Below are 20,741 nucleotides of genomic sequence, written 5' to 3'. Positions count from 1 at the left end.
AGCCTGGCTGACAGATGTTCCGTCAGCAGCCAGCGAAGAAGTGCCACGACCGATGCCGCTGGAAAGTTTCTTGGCACCTCAATCCAGACCAACTGGAAAGCGGATCACCAGCGCCACCCTTGCCTGGTTATGCTAATTTATTGGAATGAAATAGAAATCCCCTAGCCGGAAAGCTGGCACGCGATCTGCCTTGTCCTCTTACCGGCCGCGCCACCGAAAACCATCAAGAATGCGCGGCCAGCAGCAAGGGGAGGGCGCCACAAGATGGGCCAGATGACCGAGACGTTCTATGACGTCATGCGCCGGCAGGGGATCACGCGGCGCAGCTTCACGAAATTCTGCAGTCTGACGGCAGCCTCGCTCGGCCTTGGGCCGGCCTTTGCGCCGCAGATCGCGCATGCAATGGAGACCAAGCCTCGCATCCCGGTTTTGTGGCTGCACGGCCTTGAATGCACCTGCTGCTCGGAATCCTTCATCCGTTCCGGCCATCCGCTGGTCAAGGACGTCGTTCTTTCAATGCTGTCGCTCGACTACGACGATACGATCATGGCCGCAGCCGGTCGCGCGGCCGAGGCGATCGTCGAAGAGATCGTCACCACGTATAAAGGCAATTACATCCTCGCCGTCGAAGGCAATCCGCCGCTCAACGAAGACGGGATGTTCTGCATCATCGGCGGCAAGCCGTTCGTCGAGCAGCTGCGCTATGCGGCAGCCGACGCCAAGGCGATCATTTCCTGGGGTTCCTGCGCCTCCTGGGGCTGCGTCCAGGCGGCTCGGCCCAATCCGACCCGCGCGACACCGGTGCACGAGGTCATTCTCGACAAGCCGATCATCAAGGTGCCGGGCTGCCCACCCATCGCCGAAGTGATGACGGCCGTCGTTACCTACATGCTGACCTTCGACAAGATCCCCGAGCTCGACCGCCAGGGGCGGCCGAAGATGTTCTACAGCCAGCGCATCCACGACAAATGCTATCGCCGGCCGCATTTCGATGCCGGCCAGTTCGTCGAGAACTGGGACGATGAGGGGGCGCGCAAGGGCTATTGCCTCTACAAAATGGGTTGCAAGGGGCCGACCACCTATAATGCCTGCTCGACAGTGCGTTGGAACGGCGGCCTTTCCTTCCCCATCCAGTCCGGCCACGGCTGCATCGGCTGCTCTGAGGACGGTTTCTGGGACAAGGGTTCGTTCTACGACCGCCTGACCGGCATCAATCAGTTCGGGATCGAGGCGAATGCGGACAAGGTCGGCGTGGCTGCCGCTGGCACCGTCGGCGCCGCCATTGCCGCGCACGCCGCCGTCAGCGCCATCAAGCGCGCCCGTGAGAACGGAGGGCAGGAATAATGAGTACGCTGCAGACCCCCAACGGCTTCACCCTGGACGATAGCGGCAAGCGCGTCGTCGTCGACCCTGTCACCCGTATCGAAGGGCATATGCGTTGCGAGGTGAATATCGGTGACGATAACATCATCCGCAACGCCGTCTCGACCGGCACGATGTGGCGTGGCCTCGAGGTCATCCTGAAGGGCCGCGATCCGCGCGATGCCTGGGCCTTCACCCAGCGAATCTGCGGCGTGTGCACCGGCACACATGCGCTTACCTCGGTTCGCGCTGTCGAGGATGCGCTCAGCATCAAGATTCCGGAGAACGCGAACTCGATCCGCAACATCATGCAGCTGTCGCTGCAGGTGCATGACCATCTGGTCCATTTCTATCATCTTCATGCGCTTGACTGGGTCAATCCGGTAACAGCGCTGAAGGCGGACCCGAAGGCGACGTCGGACCTTCAGGTTGCGACTTCGCCCAGCCATCCCAATGCCTCGCCCGGCTATTTCCGCGATGTGCAGAACAGGCTGAAAAAGTTCGTCGAAAGCGGCCAATTGGGACCGTTCAAGAATGGCCATTGGGACAACCCGGCCTACCTGCTGCCGCCGGAAGCGAACCTGATGGCGGTGACGCATTATCTGGAAGCGTTGGATTTCCAGAAGGAAATCATCAAGACACGCACCATCCTGGGCGGCAAGGACCCGCATCCGAACTGGCTGGTGGGCGGCGTTCCCTGCGCCATCAATGTCGACGGGACGGGTGCTGTGGGCGCCCTCAACATGGAGCGGCTCAACTTCATCGCTTCGGTCATCGACCGCACGATCGAGTTCGTCGAGAACGTCTATATCCCCGATGTTCTGGCGATCGCTCAGTTCTACAAAGGCTGGCTCTATGGCGGCGGCCTGTCGGGTCAAAGTGTGTTGGCCTATGGCGACATTCCCGAGCGTGCCAACGACTATTCGCCCGACAGCCTGCACATGACGCCGGGCGCCATCATCAACGGCAATTTGAAGGAAGTCTTCCCGGTCGATTTGCGGAACCCGGAAGAGATCCAGGAATTCGTGCCGCATTCCTGGTACACCTATCCGGACGAGCAAAAGGGCCTGCATCCTTGGGACGGCATCACTGAGGCGAAGTTCGAGCTTGGGCCCAATTTCAAGGGCAGCAAGACGAACATCGAGCAGCTCGACGAGGCCGGCAAATATTCGTGGATCAAAGCGCCGCGCTGGAAAGGCCATGCGATGGAAGTCGGGCCGCTCGCCCGCTATGTCATCGCCTATGCCAAAGGCCACAAGGAAATTACCGAGCAAATCAACATGGTGTTGAAGACGCTGGATGTGCCGGTGACGGCGCTGTTTTCGACGCTGGGCCGCACCGCGGCGCGGGCACTCGAGGCGCAGCGTTGCGCGCGGTTGCAGCGCTATTTCTTCGACAAGCTCATCGGCACCATCAAGGCGGGCGATTCCTCGACGGCCAATATCGATATGTGGGAGCCCAAGTCCTGGCCGAAGGAAGCCAAGGGCGTTGGCTTCACGGAGGCGCCGCGTGGTGCGCTCGGTCACTGGATCAAGATCAAGGACACCAAGATCGAGAATTACCAGTGCGTCGTGCCGACGACCTGGAACGGTTCGCCGCGCGATCTCAATGGCAATATCGGTGCCTTTGAGGCGGCCTTGATGAACACCAAGGTCGAACGGCCGGAAGAACCGGTCGAAATTCTGCGCACCATCCACAGCTTTGACCCATGCCTTGCCTGCTCGACCCACGTGATGAGCGAGGATGGCAGGGAATTGGCGCACGTCCGCGTCCGCTGAGGGAGGCAAACATGGCCAATGCAACAAGCACGGGTCAGGGTAGGCGGAAATTGCGCCGGATCGTCCAGTCGATGGAAGCGGTCTATATCTATGAGGCTCCAGTTCGCCTCTGGCACTGGATCAATGCGCTGGCCATCACGGTTCTAGCGGTGACCGGCTATTTCATCGGCTCACCGCTGCCCAGTGTACCGGGCGAGGCGAGTGCCCATTTCTTGATGGGCTACTTTCGTTTCGCCCACTTCAGCGCCGGCTATGTGCTGGCGGTGTTCTTCGTGCTGCGCCTCTATTGGATCTTCGTCGGCAATTCGCATGCGCGCCAAATCTTCCTGCCGCCCGTGCATCGGCTGGATTGGTGGGGCGGCGTCTTTCACGAGATGAAGTGGTACCTGTTCCTCGCCAAGGAGCCGCGGAAGTATGCCGGGCACAATCCACTGGCGACGCTGGTCATGCATTTCATGTTCGTCTGGGGCATCATCTTCATGATCGTCACGGGCTTCGCGCTCTACGGCGAAGGCGCCGGCATGGATTCTTGGCAGTTCCAGTTCTTCTCAAGCTGGGTCATTCCCCTGATGGGGCAGAGCCAGGACGTTCACACTTTCCATCATCTGGTCATGTGGGTGATCGTCTGCTTCGCCTTGGTGCACATCTATGCGGCGATTCGGGAGGACATCATGTCCCGGCAGAGCATCGTCAGTTCGATGATTTCCGGCTGGCGCCAATTCAAGGACGACCGGCCGCTAGAGGATGACCACCCTTAATCAACCTGCAACGAGATCCCCCTCAAGGCGGGCCAATGGCCCGCCTTCTTTATTGGATGGTATCTTTCCGATTTGTCCTAAAAATGATAAGTTGATTTCCATTTCTTTTTGAACTTATGGAAATCATTGTTCCAGAACAAATGGTTAGCCCTGAGACAAATTGGCACGCGCCCTGCAGTTCAGCTTTCCACTGGGAGTGAAAAAAGCAGCAAACGCTGCAAATCTGACGGGGGACACATGCGGGACGAACCGAAGGCGGTTCTGGTGCTCGGCATCGGCAATCTGCTCTGGGCCGACGAGGGCTTTGGGGTGCGGGTGGTCGAGGAACTTGACCGGCGCTTCCGCTTTCCCAGTCGTGTCCGCCTGCTCGACGGTGGCACCCAAGGCATCTACCTGGTCCAGGACATTCGCGAGACCGATATCCTCGTCGTGTTCGATGCCATCGATTACGGCCTCGTCCCCGGCACACTGAAACTCATCCACGACGACGACGTCCCAGCCTTTCTCGGCGCCAAGAAAATGAGTCTCCATCAGACCGGCTTCCAGGAGGTGCTGGCGATGGCGGCGATGCTTGGGGACTATCCGGCGCATATCCTGCTGGTCGGTGTCCAGCCTGCACAGCTTGAGGATTTCGGCGGCAGCCTAACAGATTCCGTCAAGGCGCAGATCGAGCCGGCCATCGCCGCCGCTCTCGACTATCTCGCCAAATTCGATATTTGTCCGACCGCGCGCGAAGACAGGCCGCAGACCGACCTCACCGGTGAATTGTCGCTCGGTCGCTATGAGGGTGAGCGGCCGAGTGAAGCTGCGGCCTGCCGCACCGGCGACGAACGCATCCTTGCCGGATTGGGCAAGGGCGACCCGGATCTGAGCGGGGCGCCGAACTGATGTGCATCGGCATTCCCATGCGGGTCATCTCAGGTAACGGATTTGCGGCCTTGTGCGAGGGCAGCGGGCGGCGCGCCGAGATCGACATGCGCTTGGTCGGCGCGCAACAGCCGGGAACCTGGGTGCTGACCTTTCTGGGTGCCGCGCGCGAAATACTCGATGCCGAGGAGGCGCAGCGGATCGCCGATGCCTTATTGGCGCTGGAGATCAGCATGCGCGGCGGTACGCCGCCCGAAGCACTCTTTGCCGATCTCATCGATCGCACGCCACAGTTGCCCGATTTTCTGCGCCCCACCGCAGCCATTGCCAACAAGGAGACGGACTGACCATGCATCCGCTGATCGACGCCTTGGGCGCGCGACACGGTTTCACCGCCGTGGATGAGCGTTCACTTGACGATGTTGCCGGCCCGCTCGATATGGCGATGCTGGTCATTTGCGGCAACCCGCAGGTGACGGGCGAGGCGTTGGATCTTGCCGTCGTCGCTCCTGAACTGCTGAAAGCTTTCGGTGATCGCGTCACGGGATTGGTGGCAACGCCGCAGGCGGAACGGCATTTTCAAATGCGTTTCGGGTTCAGCTTGTTCCCAGCGCTGATCTTCCTGCGCAACGGCCAATATTTGGGCACCCTGACGCGCATGCGCGATTGGCCGGAATACATGGTCGAAATCCCCGAAATCCTGCAGCGCCAGGCATCGCCGCCGCCGCAATTCGAACTGGCCCGAGGTTGCGGCAACCTGCAGGCGGCCCCGCACTGAGAAAGGACTAGCGACATGAGCAACCCGCCGTTTTCCCTGACCGGTGCAGGCAGCCAACCAGCAGAAGAGGACGGCAGCGTCCTCGAATACATGCAGATGCCCGACGGCATGATGACCTTCAGCCAGCCGAATACGCCGGAGCCGGAGGATGTCGAGAATCTTGTCGGCGCCAAGGCGGTGCTGGAATCAGTGCTGCAGTCGCTGCGTACTTATCGGCGCGGCGATGAGGCGCGGCGCATCGATCTTTCTCATCTCGATCCGAACAATCTGCGCTTCGTCGATCAGCTCCTGGGCAGTGGCGAAGTCAGTATCGTCGCTGGCAATGACGCCCAGATCCAGGAGGCGGTGATGGCCGGCATCTGGCGTGTTCGCCATGCCGGTCCGGACGGGCGCATTGCCGCCGATGCGGTCGAGGTCGGTCACGTGCCCTCCGGGCTGTGGACTGCGGCTTTCGGCTCGGCTCCCCACTTCGTGGCCATCAATGACAGCGTTCCGCCCGCAGAAGCGCAGAGTGCCGGCGCCCTGCTTAGCGAAATCAATGACAATCTGGCGCATCCGCCTGCCGATGGCGGTGCCTACACTATCAACCTGTCGCTGTTGCCACATACCGAGGAAGATCTGGCGCACCTTGCCAACAGCCTGGGTGGTGGATCCGTCGTCATCCTGTCGCGCGGCTATGGCAATTGCCGGATCTCCAGCACGGGGACCCGCAACGTCTGGTGGGTGCAGTACTATAATTCGCAAGACGCTCTCATCCTCAACACGATCGAGATATCAGGTGTCCCGGAAGTCGCTTGCGCGGCCATGGAGGACATCGCCGACAGTGCCGAGCGCCTTGACGAAATCCTGGAGATTTATCGGTGACGCGCAGCTTCTTTGCCGGTTCCTATGGCGGCGACGATGCCCAGCTCAACGATGCGAGCCTGCTCGAATGCCGTATCTGCTGGTGGGTCTATGATCCGGCTGTGGGAGATCCCGTCCACCAGATTCCCCCGGCGACGCCGTTTACTGCCTTGCCGCCCGATTGGGCCTGCCCCGTCTGTGCCGGCCAGCGCGACGCCTTCCTGGTGGTGGAGGCGTAGGGACATGCAGCAGGAATCGGTAACGGCGGCCTGTGTGGCGGCTCGGATCGAGACGGTCTTTCACTCGATCCAGCAGACGCGCATGGCTGATGTACCGATCCTCAATCACCGCCTTGCCGTGGCGGCTGTCGGGACACAGGCTTGGGCGGGCAAATGGCTGTCGATCCTGGTGACGCCCTGGTGCATGAACATTCTCATTCTGCCCGATGTGGCGTCGAGTGAGGGATGGACGGAAGCACGTCCCGGCGACACGGTGAAGATGCGGCTGCCCAGCGGCACATACAGTTTCATCGCCGGCACCGAACCTGAGCTCGGTCCGTTTCTGATGTGCTCGCTTTTCTCGCCGATGCTGGAATTCGTCGATCAGGCGGCTGCCATCGCAACCGCAGAAGCGGCGATGGGCGAGTTGTTGACGCCGCCTGAGCCAAAAGATACGCCAGCGAAGGAGACGGGCGCGGTGTCGCGTTCGCGACGCTCTCTCTTCGGTCTCGACAAAGTGGAGGCCGGCCGATGAGTGCTGCAGGCAGCATCGATATTGTGCTGAGCGGCAAGGGCCGCGGGGTCGACATCATTTCGGGGCGCCGTGCGCTGCCGGACGCATTGACGCACGGGCGCGCGCCGGCCGAAGTCTCGGCCCTGCTGCCAAGGCTCTTTGCCGTCTGTGCGCTGGCGCAGGGTGCCGCGGCGGCAGAGGCCTGCGAGAACGCACTCGGCGTTCCGGCGGCGGCGGCACTCGTCGCCAAGAGAGCCTTTCTGGTCAAGGCCGAAGCGGCGCGGGAACATTTGTTGCGACTGCTCGTCGAAACCCCGAAATCGCTGGGCGTGCCCGCATCGCCCGAGGATCTCGCGGCCCTGCGCGGCCTTGCCGGCGCCCTGCGGCGCGCCGTCGAAGAGCGGCCCCTCCCGCAATGGCAGGTGGAAAAGCGTGCGATCCGCGCCCATGTGACGGATCTGGTGACGCGCCATCTCTATGTGCCGGCAGCGGCGGACGAACCTGCCCGCTTTCTGAACTGGCTCGAAGGCAACGACCGGCCGCTCGCTCGTTTCTGCCAGCATTTGCTCGATCATGACGCGGCGACGCTCGGTGCCGAAGGGAAGCCATCCCGGAATGTTGCGGACCTGGCCGTTGATGAAATCGGCGCGCGGCTCTTGGGTCCGGACGGCGACAGCTTTTCGACGCGGCCGGGAGTCGATGGCGGACAACCGGAGACGACGTCCTTCATCCGGCTCCAGGACGCGCCGCTCGTTGCTGGACTCAAGGCGCGCTTTGGCGACGGACTGCTTACCCGCATTGTCGCGCGCCAGCTGGAAGTCGTGACCCTCGTTACAGATATGGCGCGACTCGATCCTGCATGCGATCTTGGTTCAGCGCCCTTCCGGCTCGCTGATGCACCGTCAGGGACGGGCGAAGGTTTTGCTGCAGTTGAGACGGCGCGTGGTCGGCTCATCCACGCGGTACGACTGAGGGACGGGAACATCGCTGACTATCGCATCCTGGCGCCGACGGATTGGAACTTTCACCCGGAGGGACCGGTGATGCGGCGCCTCGACCGCCTATCCAATGGCGCGCCAGCCACCGAATCGCGGGCCCGTATGTTGATCGACGCGTTCGACCCTTGCGCGCCTTATCGGCTGATGGTGCAGTGATGCATGAAATGGCGCTGAGCGAAAGCATCGTACAGGCGATCGAGGCCGGTGCCGGCCAGCACGGTTATGAGAAGGTATCGCTCGTGCGGATCGAAGTCGGGCCGCTGGCCGGTGTCGAGAAGGAGGCCTTGCGCTTCTGCTTCGATGCCGTGGCGCGCGGGACCATTGCCGATGGCGCGCGCTTTGAGATTCTGGAAACCGAGGCGCGAGCTTGGTGTCTGCCCTGCGGCAAGAGTGTCGTCATCCAGCACCGGCTCGACAGCTGCCCCGAATGCGGCAGCGCCCAGTTGCAGGTGCAAAGCGGCGATGAAATGCGGATCAAGGAATTGGAGGTCAACTGATGTGCACGGTATGCGGTTGCGGCGGGCATGAAGCGAAGGTTGAACGCCGGCAAGATGCCGGGCACGGCCACGATCATCATGATCATCACCACGATCATCACCACCATGATCATGGTCATCACGATCACGCGCATCATGACCATGACCATTCTCACACACATCCGGACTCACCGCAGCGCGCGCATGCGCCGGGCTTGACTCCAGCCCGCATGGTGCAGATCGAACAGGATATTCTTGCCAAGAACAATTCCTTCGCCGCGGAAAACCGTGCCTTCTTGGCCGAGCGGGGCATCCTGGCGCTCAATCTTCTTTCCAGCCCGGGATCCGGCAAGACGAGTTTGCTGGTGCGCTCGATTGAACTGATCGGGAAACGCTTTCCGGTCGCGGTGATTGAGGGTGATCAGGCCACGGCCAACGATGCCGACCGTATTCGGGCGACAGGCACCCCGGCCCTGCAGATCAACACCGGCAAAGGCTGCCACCTTGACGCGCACATGGTGGGCCATGCCCTTGCCGAATTGAATCCCGCTGCCGGTGGGGTTCTCTTCATCGAGAATGTCGGCAATCTGGTCTGTCCGGCAGCGTTCGATCTTGGCGAGGCGCACAAGGTGGTCGTTCTTTCGGTGACGGAAGGCGAAGACAAACCGCTGAAATATCCGGACATGTTCCATGCCGCCGACCTGCTGCTCCTCAACAAGGTTGATCTGCTGCCGCATGTTGATTTCGATGTCGAGAAGGCGCTGGCTGCGGCGCGGCGCGTCAACCCGAAGATCAAGATGCTGCCGGTCTCGGCCCGCAGCGGTGAGGGGCTCGATCACTGGCTCGACTGGCTGATTGCGACGCGCCAGCGGGAGCTCGCCGGTCATCCGGCGCTCGACCGCGTAGCGTAAGGAGCTTCCCATGTGCCTGGCGCTACCGGCCCAGATTGTTGCCCTCGAACCTGACGGGGAGAGCGCTGTTGTAGCGCTTGGTGGCGTCCGCAAGCGCATCTCGCTGGCCTTGATCGAGGAGCCGCAGGTTGGCGAGTTCGTGCTTGTCCATGTGGGCTATGCCTTGCACAAGATCAGTGCCGAGGAGGCGGAGCGAACCTTGGCGTTGATGGCGGAGATCGGATTGGATGCCGAGGCGGATGCTGAACGCCAGATGGAGGTTGCGCCATGAGATATGTCGACGAATTCCGCGATCAGGACCTGGCGCGTGGACTGCAGACGGCGATCGCGCGCGAAGCCAATGCCGCGCGCCAATATCGCATCATGGAGTTCTGTGGCGGGCACACGCATGCCATCTTCCGCCACGGTGTTCAGGATCTGATGCCAGCGAACGTCGAGTTCGTTCACGGGCCGGGGTGTCCGGTTTGCGTCCTTCCCGTCTCGCGCCTCGATATGGCGATCGACCTTGCGCGTCGTCCGGGTGTCACGCTGCTGAGTTATGGCGACATGATGCGCGTCCCGGCCAGCCGCCGCGCAAGCCTCCTCAAGGCCAAGGCGGATGGCGCCGATGTGCGCATGATCTATTCGACTCAGGACGCGCTGAAGATCGCCCGAGAAAATCCCGAGCGGCAGATCGTGCTGTTCGCGATCGGCTTCGAGACAACGACGCCACCCACCGCCGTGGCGCTTCAGCAGGCGGCGCGGGAGGAGCTCGGCAATTTCTCCGTCTTTTGCAACCATGTCCTGACGCCGGCGGCGATCAAAGGCATCATGGCGACGGCGGACGAAGGGCCGGAAACCGGCGTGCAGGTCGATGGCTTCCTCGGCCCCTCCCATGTCAGCACCGTGATCGGCAGCGGCCCCTATGAATTCGTTGCTGCCGACTATGCCAAACCGGTGGTGATCGCCGGCTTCGAACCGCTCGACGTGATGCAATCCACCTTGATGGTGATACGCCAGCTCAATGAGGGGCGTGCGGAGGTCGAGAACCAATATACCCGTGCCGTGACGCGCGCCGGCAATGAGAAGGCGCAGGCGCTGGTGGCCGATGTCTTTTCCTTGCGCGACAGTTTCGAGTGGCGCGGCTTGGGCGAGGTGCCCGACAGCGCCCTCCGTATCGCCGATAAATATGCTGCCTTCGACGCCGAGAAACGTTTCGAGCTGAAGCAATATCCAGCGCGGGAAGCCAAAAGCTGCGAATGCCCCGCCATTCTGCGTGGGATCAAGAAGCCGGTCGACTGCAAGCTCTTCGGTACGACCTGCACGCCCGAAAATCCGATCGGGTCGTGCATGGTCTCATCCGAAGGTGCCTGCGCCGCGTATTGGACCTATGGCCGCTTCCGGCAGGGCGATAGCGAGCACAAGACCGCTTCGGCCGCCTGATAACTGTTTCTGTCAATTCAACAGGGAGATGGAAGATGAAACTACCTCGCATCACTGCAATCGCCGCCATCCTGGCGCTTTCCGCCAGCCCGGCCTTTGCGCATATCGGCCTTCACGAAACCGGTGACTTCACGCATGGCGCGCTACACCCGCTGTCGGGCGTCGATCATCTGCTGGCTATGGTCGCCGTCGGTTTCTATGCCGCGCGTCAAGGTGGGCGTGCCCTGTGGTTTGTACCCACCGCCTTTGTCGCTCTGATGGCCGTCGGTGGTGTGCTCGGATTCAGCGGCCTTGCGCTTCCTTATGTCGAACCGATCATTGCCGTCTCCGTCATTGTCATGGGCGCATTGCTCGCATTTGATATTCGGTTGCCTTTGCCGGCTTCCGCCGTGATGGTTGGTACATTCGCCTTGTTCCACGGTCACGCGCATGGGACGGAGGGCGTGTCGATGGAGAGTTTCGCGAGCTATGCGTTGGGCTTTGTGCTGGCGACGACGATCCTGCATGGTATCGGTATCGCTCTCGGCAAGGCATTCACACGCAGCAACCGAACCGGTGCCTGGGCTGGCCGGATCTTTGGTGCAGTCGGTTGTGTTGCCGGTGCGATGCTGTTGGCGAGCTGAGTGAATCAAACGGCGACACCTCGCAGTAGGTGCCGCCGTTCCCCGATGACGGGAGCGATGACATGAATCTTCTGCGCAAGCAGGCCAGGGTGCGGCGGCTCGATCTCGACGGGCGGGTCGAGATGATCCACGGCGGCGGTGGCAGGGCCACCGCACAACTCGTTGCCGACCTCTTTCAACACCATCTCGACGATCCGCTGCTGTGCAAGGGCGGCGATCAGGCGATGCTGGGGCATGTGCCGGGACGAATAGTGACCAGCACGGACAGTCATGTCGTCTCGCCGCTCTTCTTCCGGGGTGGCGATGTCGGGTCGCTGTCGGTGCATGGAACGGTCAACGACATTGCGATGTCCGGCGCCGTTCCGCTCTATTTGACCGCTGGTTTCATCATCGAAGAGGGGTTTCCCTTGCGGGACCTCGACCGGATCGCCGCCAGCATGGCAGCCGCCGCGCGTCGTGCCGGTGTTCGGGTCGTTGCCGGCGACACCAAGGTCGTCCAGCGCGGCAAGGGTGACGGTGTCTTCATCACGACGGCGGGCATCGGGGCTCTAGCGGATGGTGTCGATCTGGGGCCGTCACGCATCTCGGCCGGGGATAAGATCCTGGTCAGCGGCACGATTGGGGATCATGGCGTGGCGATTCTCTCGCAGCGGGAGAATCTCGAGTTCGACGGTGATATTGCCTCCGATTCTGCGCCCCTCGGCGATTTGGTGCAAGCTATGCTGGCGGCAGCGCCGCAACTCCATTGCCTGCGCGACCCAACGCGCGGCGGCCTGGCGGCAGTGCTCAATGAACTGGCTCAGGAATCAGGTCATGCCATGCATATCCGCGAAGCAGCGCTGCCGGTCTCGGCAACTGTCGCCGGTGCTTGTGAGTTGATCGGCCTCGATCCACTTCATATTGCCAACGAAGGCAAACTCGTCGCCTTTTGTCCGGCGGAGGTTGCGGCGCCCCTTCTGGCGGCGATGCGCGCGCACGAATTGGGACGGAACGCTTCCATCATCGGCGAGGTGGTCGAACAGGCAGCGACACCGGTTGAGATGACGACTGTCCTGGGCGGGCGACGCGTGGTCGACTGGATCAACGGCGAACAATTGCCCCGTATATGCTGACAGAAATTGTTTGAGGATGAATGCATGAGTCTGCCCACGATCCTCATCATTGACGACGAACCGCGCAGCCTTGAAGCGCTGGCGCGCATCTTGAATGATGATTTCGATGTCAAGACCGCCGCAAATGTCGAGCAGGCGACGGCGCTGCTGGAACAGGAATGGGTCCAGGTCGTTCTCTGTGACCAGCGCATGCCGGACATGACCGGTGTCGAATTCCTGAAGCGTGTCCGCGACCGCTGGCCTGATATCGTCCGCATTATCATTTCTGGCTATACGGACACAAATGATGTGGTTGCAGGTATCAACGAGGCCGGCATCTACCAGTACATCACCAAACCCTGGCAGCCCGACAATCTGATCTTGATTTTGAAGAGTGCCGCCTCCCTCTTCCGCCTGCAGCGCGAGAACGAACTGATGTCGCTGGAGATGAAAATGTCTCCCGACCGGGCTGAGGCCGTCGTCGCGCGGCAAAGGAAGGAACTGAAGCAGACATATCAGTTTGAGGACGGTATTGTTCGCGCTGCCGATAGCCCGCTCAGCGGTATCTGCGACAAGCTGCGGCAAGTGGCACCCTTCGATGTGCCGATCCTGCTGGTTGGTGAATCCGGAACGGGCAAGGAATTGGCGGCGCGGGCGCTCCACTATAACAGCCTGCGCTGGAACAAGCCCTTTGTCGTGGAGAATTGCGGCGCCCTTCCCGACCAGCTGCTGGAAAGCGAATTGTTCGGGCACCGCCGCGGCGCCTTTACGGGCGCGGTCGAGAACCATGTCGGCTTGTTCGAGCGTGCAGATGGCGGAACCGTCTTCCTCGACGAAATCGGTGAAATTTCCCCCGCCTTTCAGGTGAAGCTGCTGCGTGTGCTGCAGAACGGCGAAATTCGGCCAGTCGGTGGCAATCGGACCCGGCAGATTGATGTCCGGGTGGTTGCGGCGACCAACCGGGACTTGGAAGCCGAGATGCGCGCAGGGCGATTCCGCGAGGACCTCTATTACCGCCTGGCGGGTGTTTCCGTCAGGATGCCGGCCCTGCGGGAGCGGCGCATGGATATTCCCGTTCTGGCCGAAGCGATCCTCCAGCAGGCCGGTACGGCACTTGGCAAGCCAGGGCTGTGTTTCACAGACGAGGCGCTGCGCGTTCTTGCCGACTACAACTGGCCCGGCAATGTCCGCGAACTGCAGAACGAAGTTCGGCACATGCTGATCATGGCTGGCGATGCAGATCGGCTGAATGCCAATTTGATATCTCCGCGCATCTTGCTGGGTACGCCGGCCGGACGCTTTGCCGCGCAGGGCGATGCGGAAGACGGCGATTTCATCACAGGTCTCGACGGGTCTCTCAAGGACCGGGTCGAAGCCCTTGAGGCGCGGATTTTGCGCGAGACGCTCATTCGGCACCGTTGGAACAAGAGCCGGGCAGCCAAGGAACTGGGCTTGTCTCGGGTCGGGTTACGCTCCAAACTGGAACGCTATCAACTTGATCGCGTGGCGCCCTTTCCACAGCGTGGCGATCTCAAGGCGGCCAATTAGGACCAGGCGAAAATGGCAAGGCACTTGCCGACGGGAAGTTCAGGAGAAGTTGCAGCAAAGCCGACCGGTCTCATCGACCTGGCCGGAGTGGCCTCGGCCCTGACGCTTTCTTCGCAAGGGGAGGAGGCGTGGATTGACGTCATCCGCAAGATGGATTCCGTCTATGCCGATCTTGTCGGCTATCAAGTCGAACTCGAGCGCAAGAATGCGGAACTGGAGGAGGCGCGCGCCTTCATCGATTCCGTCCTGAGCGCGATGACTGATGTGCTCATCGTGATCGACGCGCGTGGCATTATTCAAGAAGTCAACGCGGCGCTGGTGAAGCTGCATGGCAAACCTGCGGATTCGTTGAAAGGTCGACCCTTTGCAGAATTGCTGGCGCCCGAATCCGCTGCCTTTGCCGGGCTTCTGGCAACGCGCCTTGGTGGCGGCGAACCGATCATCGACAAGAACGTCTCGCTGCGCGATGCAACGGGTGGCGGTGCGCCACTCTCCGTCAACGGCTCGCCACGCTTTGATCATTCTGGGCGATTGGTGGGCATGGTTCTGATCGGCCGCCCGACGGGTGAACTGCACCGCGCCTATGCTGCCCTAGAACAGACGCATGACCGTCTACGCCGGACCCAGCAGCAGCTCGTCTTTGCCGAAAAGATGGCAGCTCTCGGTCGATTGGTAGCGGGAGTCGCGCATGAGCTCAACAATCCGATCTCGTTCGTCTTCGGCAACATGCACGCGATGAAGCGGTACGGTGAGCGTATCACACGCTATCTGCAGGCGGTGGACAAGGGAACGCCGGCCCCGGAGCTTCAGGCGCTACGTGCCGAGCTGAAGATCGACCGCATCATTCAGGATATCGGTCCTTTGGTCGATGGCACGCTGGAAGGTGCATCCCGGGTCAGCGAGATTGTGCAGGATCTGCGACGCTTCTCGTCGACGCAAAAGGAGAATGTCGAGACCTACGATTTGGTTCGTGTGGTGAAGACAGCAACGCAATGGGTCCTGAAGGCGACGCGCGTCAAACCGGATCTGGAATTCGACATGCCGGAGCAGATCAATATCGTTGGCCGCAGCCGCGCCGTGCACCAGATCATCATCAACCTGGTTCAGAATGCCGTCGACGTGCTGAGTGCGGTCGAACGCCCAATCATCCGTCTCAGCGCCGGAATCGGCGATGGAGATGCCTGGATCAAGGTGTGCGACAATGGGCCCGGCATCCGCGCGGAAGAGATGGACCGAATTTTCGAGCCCTTCTTCACGACCAAACCGGTCGGGGAAGGAACCGGCCTTGGACTCTATGTCAGTTACGGGCTGGCCGAAGAGCAGGGCGGTCATCTGGAAGTAGCCAATGTCCCGGATGGCGGCGTGGAGTTTCTGCTGACCATACCGCTCGCATTCGATATTGAGGCCGAAGCCGGAGAGACGGCATGAATCTGCTATGGCTGCAATCGGGTGGCTGCGGCGGCTGTACGCTGTCTTTGTTCAACGCGGAAAATCCCGACCTCGTCACCGCTCTTGAAGCGGCGCACATCGATCTTCTCTGGCACCCCTCCTTAAGCCAGGCGAGCGGGCGCGAGGTGATCGAGATTCTCGAGCGTGTTCGCGCCGGCAATATCCGGCTCGACATTCTCTGTCTGGAAGGCGCTGTCATCAACGGCCCACAGAATAGCGGGCGCTTTCACATCCTTGCCGGAACCGGTCGCCCCATGCGCGACTGGATCGCCGACCTGGCACCGCTAGCCGAATATGTGGTGGCGGTCGGCTCTTGTGCCGCCTATGGCGGTATCACGGCTGGTGGCGGCAATCCGTCCGAGGCAACCGGGCTCGCCTTTGGTGGCGCTGAGGCGGGCGGATTGCTCGGCGCCGATTTCCGCGCCAAGAGCGGCCTGCCCGTTGTCAATATCGCCGGCTGCCCGACGCATCCGAACTGGGTGACTGAAACGTTGATGCAGATCGCGCTTGGCCATTTTGCCGGCACGGATATGGACCAGTTCAACCGGCCGCGCTCCTATGCCGATCATCTGGTGCATCACGGCTGTCCGCGCAACGAGTTCTATGAATACAAGGCTAGCGCCGAGCAACCCTCCGATCTCGGCTGCATGATGGAAAATATGGGCTGCAAGGGAACGCAGGCGCACGGTGATTGCAACACGCGCCTGTGGAACGGTGACGGCTCATGCCTGCGCGGCGGTTATGCCTGCATCAATTGCACGGCCCCTGGCTTCGAGGAGCCAGGACATCCGTTCGCGGCGACGCCGAAATTTGCCGGCATTCCCATCGGCCTGCCGACGGATATGCCAAAGGCCTGGTTCGTGGCGCTGGCATCGCTGGCCAAAGCGGCGACACCGGATCGATTGCGGCAAAATGCCGTGCACGACCATGTTGTCGCTCCACCGACTGAATCCCGGCGCGGCAAGCCGCAATGAGGCACGCCCAATGACGCGTCGGATCATCGGCCCTTTCAACCGGGTCGAGGGCGATCTTGAAGTCAAGATCGACATCAGCGACGCACGGGTCGACGGTGCCTGGGTCGTCTCGCCGCTCTATCGCGGTTTTGAGCGAATGCTGCACGGCAAGAATCCGATGGACGCGCTGGTCTACGCACCACGCATTTGCGGCATCTGTTCGGTTTCGCAATCGGTCGCGGCGGCAACGGCGCTGGGAGAATTGCTGGGGATCAGTCCGACGCCCAATGGCGAACTGGCGCGCAATATCATTCTGGCGGCCGAGAATGTCGCCGATCATCTGACGCATTTCTATCTCTTCTTCATGCCCGATTTCTGCCGGGAGACCTATGCCGCAGAGCCTTGGTTCGCGGCGGCGGCCGAACGCTTTGCTGCGATCAAAGGCAGTGCGGCTCGCGACGCATTGCCGGCCCGGGCCGAGTTCATGCATGTGATGGGGCTGCTGGCCGGAAAATGGCCACATACGCTGGCTATCCAGCCCGGCGGTACGAGCCGCGCCATCGAAGCGCAGGAGCAGATGCGCCTGCTCCTCATCCTCGGCGGATTCCGTCGCTTCCTGGAACGGGTCCTATTTGGGGCCAGCCTCGAACGGATAGCTTCGCTGGACAGCATCGCGGCATTGGAAGCCTATCGTGCGGAAGATGGTGCGCAATCGGCAGATTTCAGGCATTTCCTTCACATCGCAGATGCTCTGCATTTGGACCGTATCGGCGCCTCCGGGGCGCACTATCTCAGCTATGGGAACTATTGGAGTGAGGGCAAGCCGCATTTCGATCGCGGTCTTGTCTTGAGCGACGGCAGTGCCGGTACGTTCGACCCGGCCGATATTGCCGAAGACATTTCTCATGCCTGGCTGACCGGCGGTGACGACCCACAGCACCCCTATCAGGGCGTGACAGAGCCCGACGCAGCAAAAGCAGAGGGATACAGCTGGTGCAAGGCGCCGAGATTGGCCGGCCAAGTGGTGGAAGTGGGTGCCTTTGCCAGGCAGGCCGTCGATGGCCAGCCGCTCATCCGCGCATTGGCGCAGCGGGACGGGGCCAATGTCCGCAACCGTGTCGTCGCCCGACTCATCGAAATTGCACGTATTGCCTTGGCGCTTGAACATTGGGCGCGGCAATTGTGCCCGAAGGAGGCCTATTGCGTCACGGGAACGATGCCTGACGAAGGCTCTGGTTGCGGCCTCGTTGAAGCTGCGCGCGGGTCTCTCGGGCATTGGATCAAGCTGAAGCACGGCCGTATCATCAATTATCAGATCGTTGCGCCGACGACCTGGAACTTCTCGCCGCGAGATGCCGAGGGGAGGCCGGGTGCATTGGAGGCGGCCCTCGTCGGGGCACCGGTCAGATCCGGCGAGATCGATCCCGTCTCGGTGCAGCATGTCGTGCGGTCGTTCGACCCGTGCATGGTCTGCACCGTTCACTAGCGCCGCGGCATTGCTTCAATGGCGCAAAGCTCAGATATTGGTTTGTCGATCAGGGTTCGCGGCGCGGTCCAGGGTGTCGGCTTTCGCCCGCATGTCTGGCGGCTCGCGCATGAACTCGGCCTCAAGGGGCAGGTGCTGAATGATGGTGAAGGTGTCCTGATCCATCTCCAAGGCGGGTCCGTTGAGATCGAGCGGTTTCGTGCGCGCCTGGTCGCCGAGAAACCAGCGCTGGCCCGCATCGACGAGGTTGTTTTCAGCCCGCTTGGCAACGCCGAGGCGTTCGCGGATTTTATCATCGCCGAAAGTGCGGGTGGTAGGATCGCCGTGGCCATCGCGCCGGACGCTGCGACCTGCCCAACTTGTTTGGCAGAGGTGCTTGATTCCAGGGACCGCCGCTACCTCTATCCTTTTGCCAATTGCACCCATTGCGGACCACGGCTCAGCATTGTCACCCGCATACCCTATGATCGCGCCAATACCAGCATGGTCGATTTCGCCATGTGTGCAACCTGCCGCGGTGAATACGAGAATCCGGCCGATCGCCGCTTTCACGCACAACCTATCGCCTGTCCAGAATGTGGTCCGAAACTCTGGCTCGAAGACAAGAACGGAAGGTTGGTGGAGGAGCGGCATGCCCTGACAAGGGCCGCGCAAATGCTGGGTGCCGGCGCCATCCTGGCCATCAAGGGAATTGGCGGCTTTCATCTGGCATGCGATGCGATGAACGTCGATGCTGTCGCCGAACTGCGTCGCCGCAAGCGTCGCGGTGACAAACCTTTCGCCTTGATGATGAGGAATGGCGAGGAAGTTCGTCGATATGCCGAGGTCGACGAGACGGCACTGGGCGCGCTTCAGCATGTCGCAGCACCGATTGTGTTGATGCGCCCACGCCCCGGACAGGCCGTCCGTGATCTTGCCGCCCAGATTGCGCCGGGCCAGGCCGAAATCGGGATCATGTTGCCTTATTCGCCGCTGCATCACCTGTTGATGGCGGAGGTGCCGGGTCCGCTTGTGATGACATCGGGAAACGGTCGCGACGAACCGCAGGTGATCAGCAATGAAGGGGCGCGCGATGGACTCAAGGATATCGCGGACGGGTTCCTGATGCATGATCGTCGCATCATCCGCAGGCTGGATGATTCGGTTGTGCGCGTGGTGGGTGGTGCTGCCAGGATCATGCGCCGTGGTCGCGGCCACGTTCCAAATCCGCTTCCCCTTCCCAAGGGATTGGTGCGGGGGCGGTCGATACTGGCTGTCGGTGGAGATCTCAAGAACACCTTCTGCCTGTGCCGAGACGGTGAGGCATTGCTGTCGCCGCATATCGGCGAGCTCAGAAATCCCGCAACGCAACGGGATTGGCGGGAGGCCCTCGGTCTCTTTACGGAAATGCTCGATTTCGTGCCGGATGCGATCGCCGTCGACATGCATCCTGATTATTCGGCAAGCATCGTGGGCGAGGTGCTCGCCAGCGAAATGGGCAAACCGCTCCTGCGTATCCAGCATCACCATGCCCATATTGCGGCCTGCATGGCGGAGAACGGAGTGGAAGCGGGCGGGGCGCCGATCCTGGGTGTCGCCCTCGATGGTCTCGGAATGGGGGCGGACGGCACCATTTGGGGTGGTGAATTTCTTTCATGCACATATGAAAGCTTCACCAGATTGGCAAGATTTGTGCCCGTTGCGCTGCCCGGCGGCGACCTCGCCAACCGGCAACCTTGGCGCAATGCCTACGCGCATTTGCAGCGGCTGCCGGGGGGCGGAGAGATCTGCGATCTTCCAGCCATTCGGCGCCGATCGGCCAAAGAATTGTCTGCGGTAGAAGTGTCGCTCAGCCGCAGTATCAACGCACCCCTGGCGAGCTCGGCAGGACGATTGATCGACGCGGTCGCGGCAATTCTGGACATCGCCCCAGATGAATTGAGTTTCGAAGGAGAAGCGGCGCAAAAGCTTGAAGCCCTGGCACTTGGTGTCAGGGATGAGGCTCACCGCTACGGCTTCACCATAGCGCGCACGTCGATCCTTGAAGTTGAGTGGGATCAAATGTGGCGCGATCTACTTGCGGATGTCGCCGCCGGCACAGCGCCGGCACACATTGCACGGCGGTTCCACAACACGCTGGTTGCGGCTGTTTGTGAGAGCGTCACGGCTTTGGCAAGGGACATGCGTTTTTCGACCATTGCACTTTCCGGGGGTGTCTTCTGCAACCGATTGCTGCTGGAGGGTGTGTCCGATGTACTTCACGACAAAGGATACAAGGTCCTAGCCCACAGGAACGTGCCTAGCGGTGACGGGGGGCTATCATTTGGTCAGGGCGTGATTGCCACAGCGCGATTGGGCTGAAGGATGAGCAGAGCGTACTCAGGTTGCGCAGGTGGCAGAACGTTTCCGATGGGCCTTTGCGTGCAACGATAAATTTCCAAATGAGGTCGAACGTCAGCATTCGACCGGGAAATGCTCAATCAATGGGCAAGTTGCCGCGCGATGTCGCGATGCATGGTCATACAAAATGAACATGCCCAAAAAAGGGGCGCTGGCGACGATCGAAATCTCGAGTTGCAGCGCAATATAACAAAAGACAATAGCGAAGATATTTAATTAGTAATTCCGGCTCTATCGGGCTGTTGCTAGCTTCCCTGCCATGAAATGGGTCGAGAACGACCTGCGTG

21 protein-coding genes are annotated in these 20,741 nt (G+C 61.2%); all 21 read left to right on the top strand.

Features of this window, described 5'->3' with window-relative positions; all coding sequences use genetic code 11:
- The first annotated feature begins 264 nt into the window (after positions 1-264).
- The 21 genes from ACE3PP_RS16430 (at position 265) to hypF (ending at position 20,415) form a co-directional block, all read left to right on the top strand.
- Positions 265-1,344, top strand: a complete 1,080-nt coding sequence (locus ACE3PP_RS16430) for a hydrogenase small subunit (RefSeq protein WP_374384252.1) — start codon at positions 265-267, stop codon at positions 1,342-1,344.
- On the top strand, positions 1,344-3,140 hold the full coding sequence (locus ACE3PP_RS16425) for a nickel-dependent hydrogenase large subunit (RefSeq protein ID WP_374384250.1): 1,797 nt from the start codon (positions 1,344-1,346) through the stop codon (positions 3,138-3,140). Before ACE3PP_RS16430 ends, ACE3PP_RS16425 begins: the two co-directional genes overlap by 1 nt.
- 11 nt (positions 3,141-3,151) lie before the next feature.
- Positions 3,152-3,898, top strand: a complete 747-nt coding sequence (gene cybH / locus ACE3PP_RS16420) for a Ni/Fe-hydrogenase, b-type cytochrome subunit (RefSeq protein ID WP_374384247.1) — start codon at positions 3,152-3,154, stop codon at positions 3,896-3,898.
- A gap of 237 nt (positions 3,899-4,135) precedes the next feature.
- Positions 4,136-4,786, top strand: coding sequence for a HyaD/HybD family hydrogenase maturation endopeptidase (locus ACE3PP_RS16415; protein WP_374384244.1), 651 nt, complete (start codon positions 4,136-4,138; stop codon positions 4,784-4,786).
- A complete protein-coding gene (locus ACE3PP_RS16410; protein WP_374384241.1) occupies positions 4,786-5,112 on the top strand; it encodes a HypC/HybG/HupF family hydrogenase formation chaperone in 327 nt (108 codons plus the stop codon). The genes ACE3PP_RS16415 and ACE3PP_RS16410 overlap by 1 nt, the downstream gene beginning before the upstream one ends.
- A 2-nt stretch (positions 5,113-5,114) precedes the next feature.
- Positions 5,115-5,543 carry a hydrogenase-1 expression HyaE gene (locus ACE3PP_RS16405; protein WP_374384239.1) on the top strand — a complete coding sequence of 143 codons (429 nt, stop codon included), beginning with the start codon at positions 5,115-5,117 and terminating at the stop codon, positions 5,541-5,543.
- A 15-nt stretch (positions 5,544-5,558) separates the two neighbouring features.
- Positions 5,559-6,407, top strand: a complete 849-nt coding sequence (locus tag ACE3PP_RS16400; RefSeq protein ID WP_374384237.1) for a hydrogenase expression/formation C-terminal domain-containing protein — start codon at positions 5,559-5,561, stop codon at positions 6,405-6,407.
- Complete coding sequence (locus ACE3PP_RS16395; RefSeq protein ID WP_374384234.1) at positions 6,404-6,625, top strand: rubredoxin; 222 nt, start codon at positions 6,404-6,406, stop codon at positions 6,623-6,625. The genes ACE3PP_RS16400 and ACE3PP_RS16395 overlap by 4 nt, the downstream gene beginning before the upstream one ends.
- A 4-nt stretch (positions 6,626-6,629) precedes the next feature.
- Positions 6,630-7,139 (top strand): [NiFe]-hydrogenase assembly chaperone HybE, encoded by a 510-nt coding sequence (gene hybE / locus ACE3PP_RS16390; RefSeq protein ID WP_374384232.1) that lies wholly within the window; start codon positions 6,630-6,632, stop codon positions 7,137-7,139.
- The gene (locus ACE3PP_RS16385; RefSeq protein ID WP_374384230.1) at positions 7,136-8,272 is read left to right on the top strand and encodes a nickel-dependent hydrogenase large subunit; all 1,137 of its coding nucleotides are present in this window, start codon (positions 7,136-7,138) and stop codon (positions 8,270-8,272) included. Before hybE ends, ACE3PP_RS16385 begins: the two co-directional genes overlap by 4 nt.
- Before the next feature lie 8 nt (positions 8,273-8,280).
- Positions 8,281-8,613, top strand: a complete 333-nt coding sequence (hypA, locus tag ACE3PP_RS16380) for a hydrogenase maturation nickel metallochaperone HypA (RefSeq protein ID WP_374384228.1) — start codon at positions 8,281-8,283, stop codon at positions 8,611-8,613.
- Positions 8,613-9,503 carry a hydrogenase nickel incorporation protein HypB gene (hypB, locus tag ACE3PP_RS16375; RefSeq protein WP_374384226.1) on the top strand — a complete coding sequence of 297 codons (891 nt, stop codon included), beginning with the start codon at positions 8,613-8,615 and terminating at the stop codon, positions 9,501-9,503. The genes hypA and hypB overlap by 1 nt, the downstream gene beginning before the upstream one ends.
- Before the next feature lie 10 nt (positions 9,504-9,513).
- On the top strand, positions 9,514-9,774 hold the full coding sequence (locus ACE3PP_RS16370) for a HypC/HybG/HupF family hydrogenase formation chaperone (RefSeq protein WP_374384224.1): 261 nt from the start codon (positions 9,514-9,516) through the stop codon (positions 9,772-9,774).
- Positions 9,771-10,925, top strand: a complete 1,155-nt coding sequence (hypD, locus tag ACE3PP_RS16365; protein WP_374384222.1) for a hydrogenase formation protein HypD — start codon at positions 9,771-9,773, stop codon at positions 10,923-10,925. The genes ACE3PP_RS16370 and hypD overlap by 4 nt, the downstream gene beginning before the upstream one ends.
- Positions 10,926-10,960: 35 nt before the next feature.
- Positions 10,961-11,548 carry a HupE/UreJ family protein gene (locus ACE3PP_RS16360; protein ID WP_374384219.1) on the top strand — a complete coding sequence of 196 codons (588 nt, stop codon included), beginning with the start codon at positions 10,961-10,963 and terminating at the stop codon, positions 11,546-11,548.
- Positions 11,549-11,610: 62 nt separating this feature from the next.
- Entirely contained in the window at positions 11,611-12,660 is a 1,050-nt protein-coding gene (hypE, locus tag ACE3PP_RS16355; protein ID WP_374384217.1) for a hydrogenase expression/formation protein HypE, read from the top strand.
- 24 nt (positions 12,661-12,684) lie between these two features.
- The gene (locus ACE3PP_RS16350; protein ID WP_374384215.1) at positions 12,685-14,187 is read left to right on the top strand and encodes a sigma-54-dependent transcriptional regulator; all 1,503 of its coding nucleotides are present in this window, start codon (positions 12,685-12,687) and stop codon (positions 14,185-14,187) included.
- A 12-nt stretch (positions 14,188-14,199) separates the two neighbouring features.
- Positions 14,200-15,615, top strand: coding sequence for a sensor histidine kinase (locus tag ACE3PP_RS16345; RefSeq protein ID WP_374384213.1), 1,416 nt, complete (start codon positions 14,200-14,202; stop codon positions 15,613-15,615).
- Entirely contained in the window at positions 15,612-16,610 is a 999-nt protein-coding gene (locus ACE3PP_RS16340; RefSeq protein WP_374384211.1) for a HupU protein, read from the top strand. Before ACE3PP_RS16345 ends, ACE3PP_RS16340 begins: the two co-directional genes overlap by 4 nt.
- A 10-nt stretch (positions 16,611-16,620) precedes the next feature.
- Positions 16,621-18,075, top strand: a complete 1,455-nt coding sequence (locus ACE3PP_RS16335) for a nickel-dependent hydrogenase large subunit (RefSeq protein WP_374384209.1) — start codon at positions 16,621-16,623, stop codon at positions 18,073-18,075.
- A gap of 18 nt (positions 18,076-18,093) precedes the next feature.
- The gene (gene hypF / locus ACE3PP_RS16330) at positions 18,094-20,415 is read left to right on the top strand and encodes a carbamoyltransferase HypF (protein ID WP_374384207.1); all 2,322 of its coding nucleotides are present in this window, start codon (positions 18,094-18,096) and stop codon (positions 20,413-20,415) included.
- The last annotated feature ends 326 nt before the right edge of the window (positions 20,416-20,741 follow it).

Source organism: Dongia sp. (assembly GCF_041910485.1).
Classification (GTDB): Bacteria; Pseudomonadota; Alphaproteobacteria; order Dongiales; family Dongiaceae; genus Dongia.
Note: the sequence above shows the minus strand (reverse complement) of the source record. Positions and strands in the feature narration are given on the sequence as shown.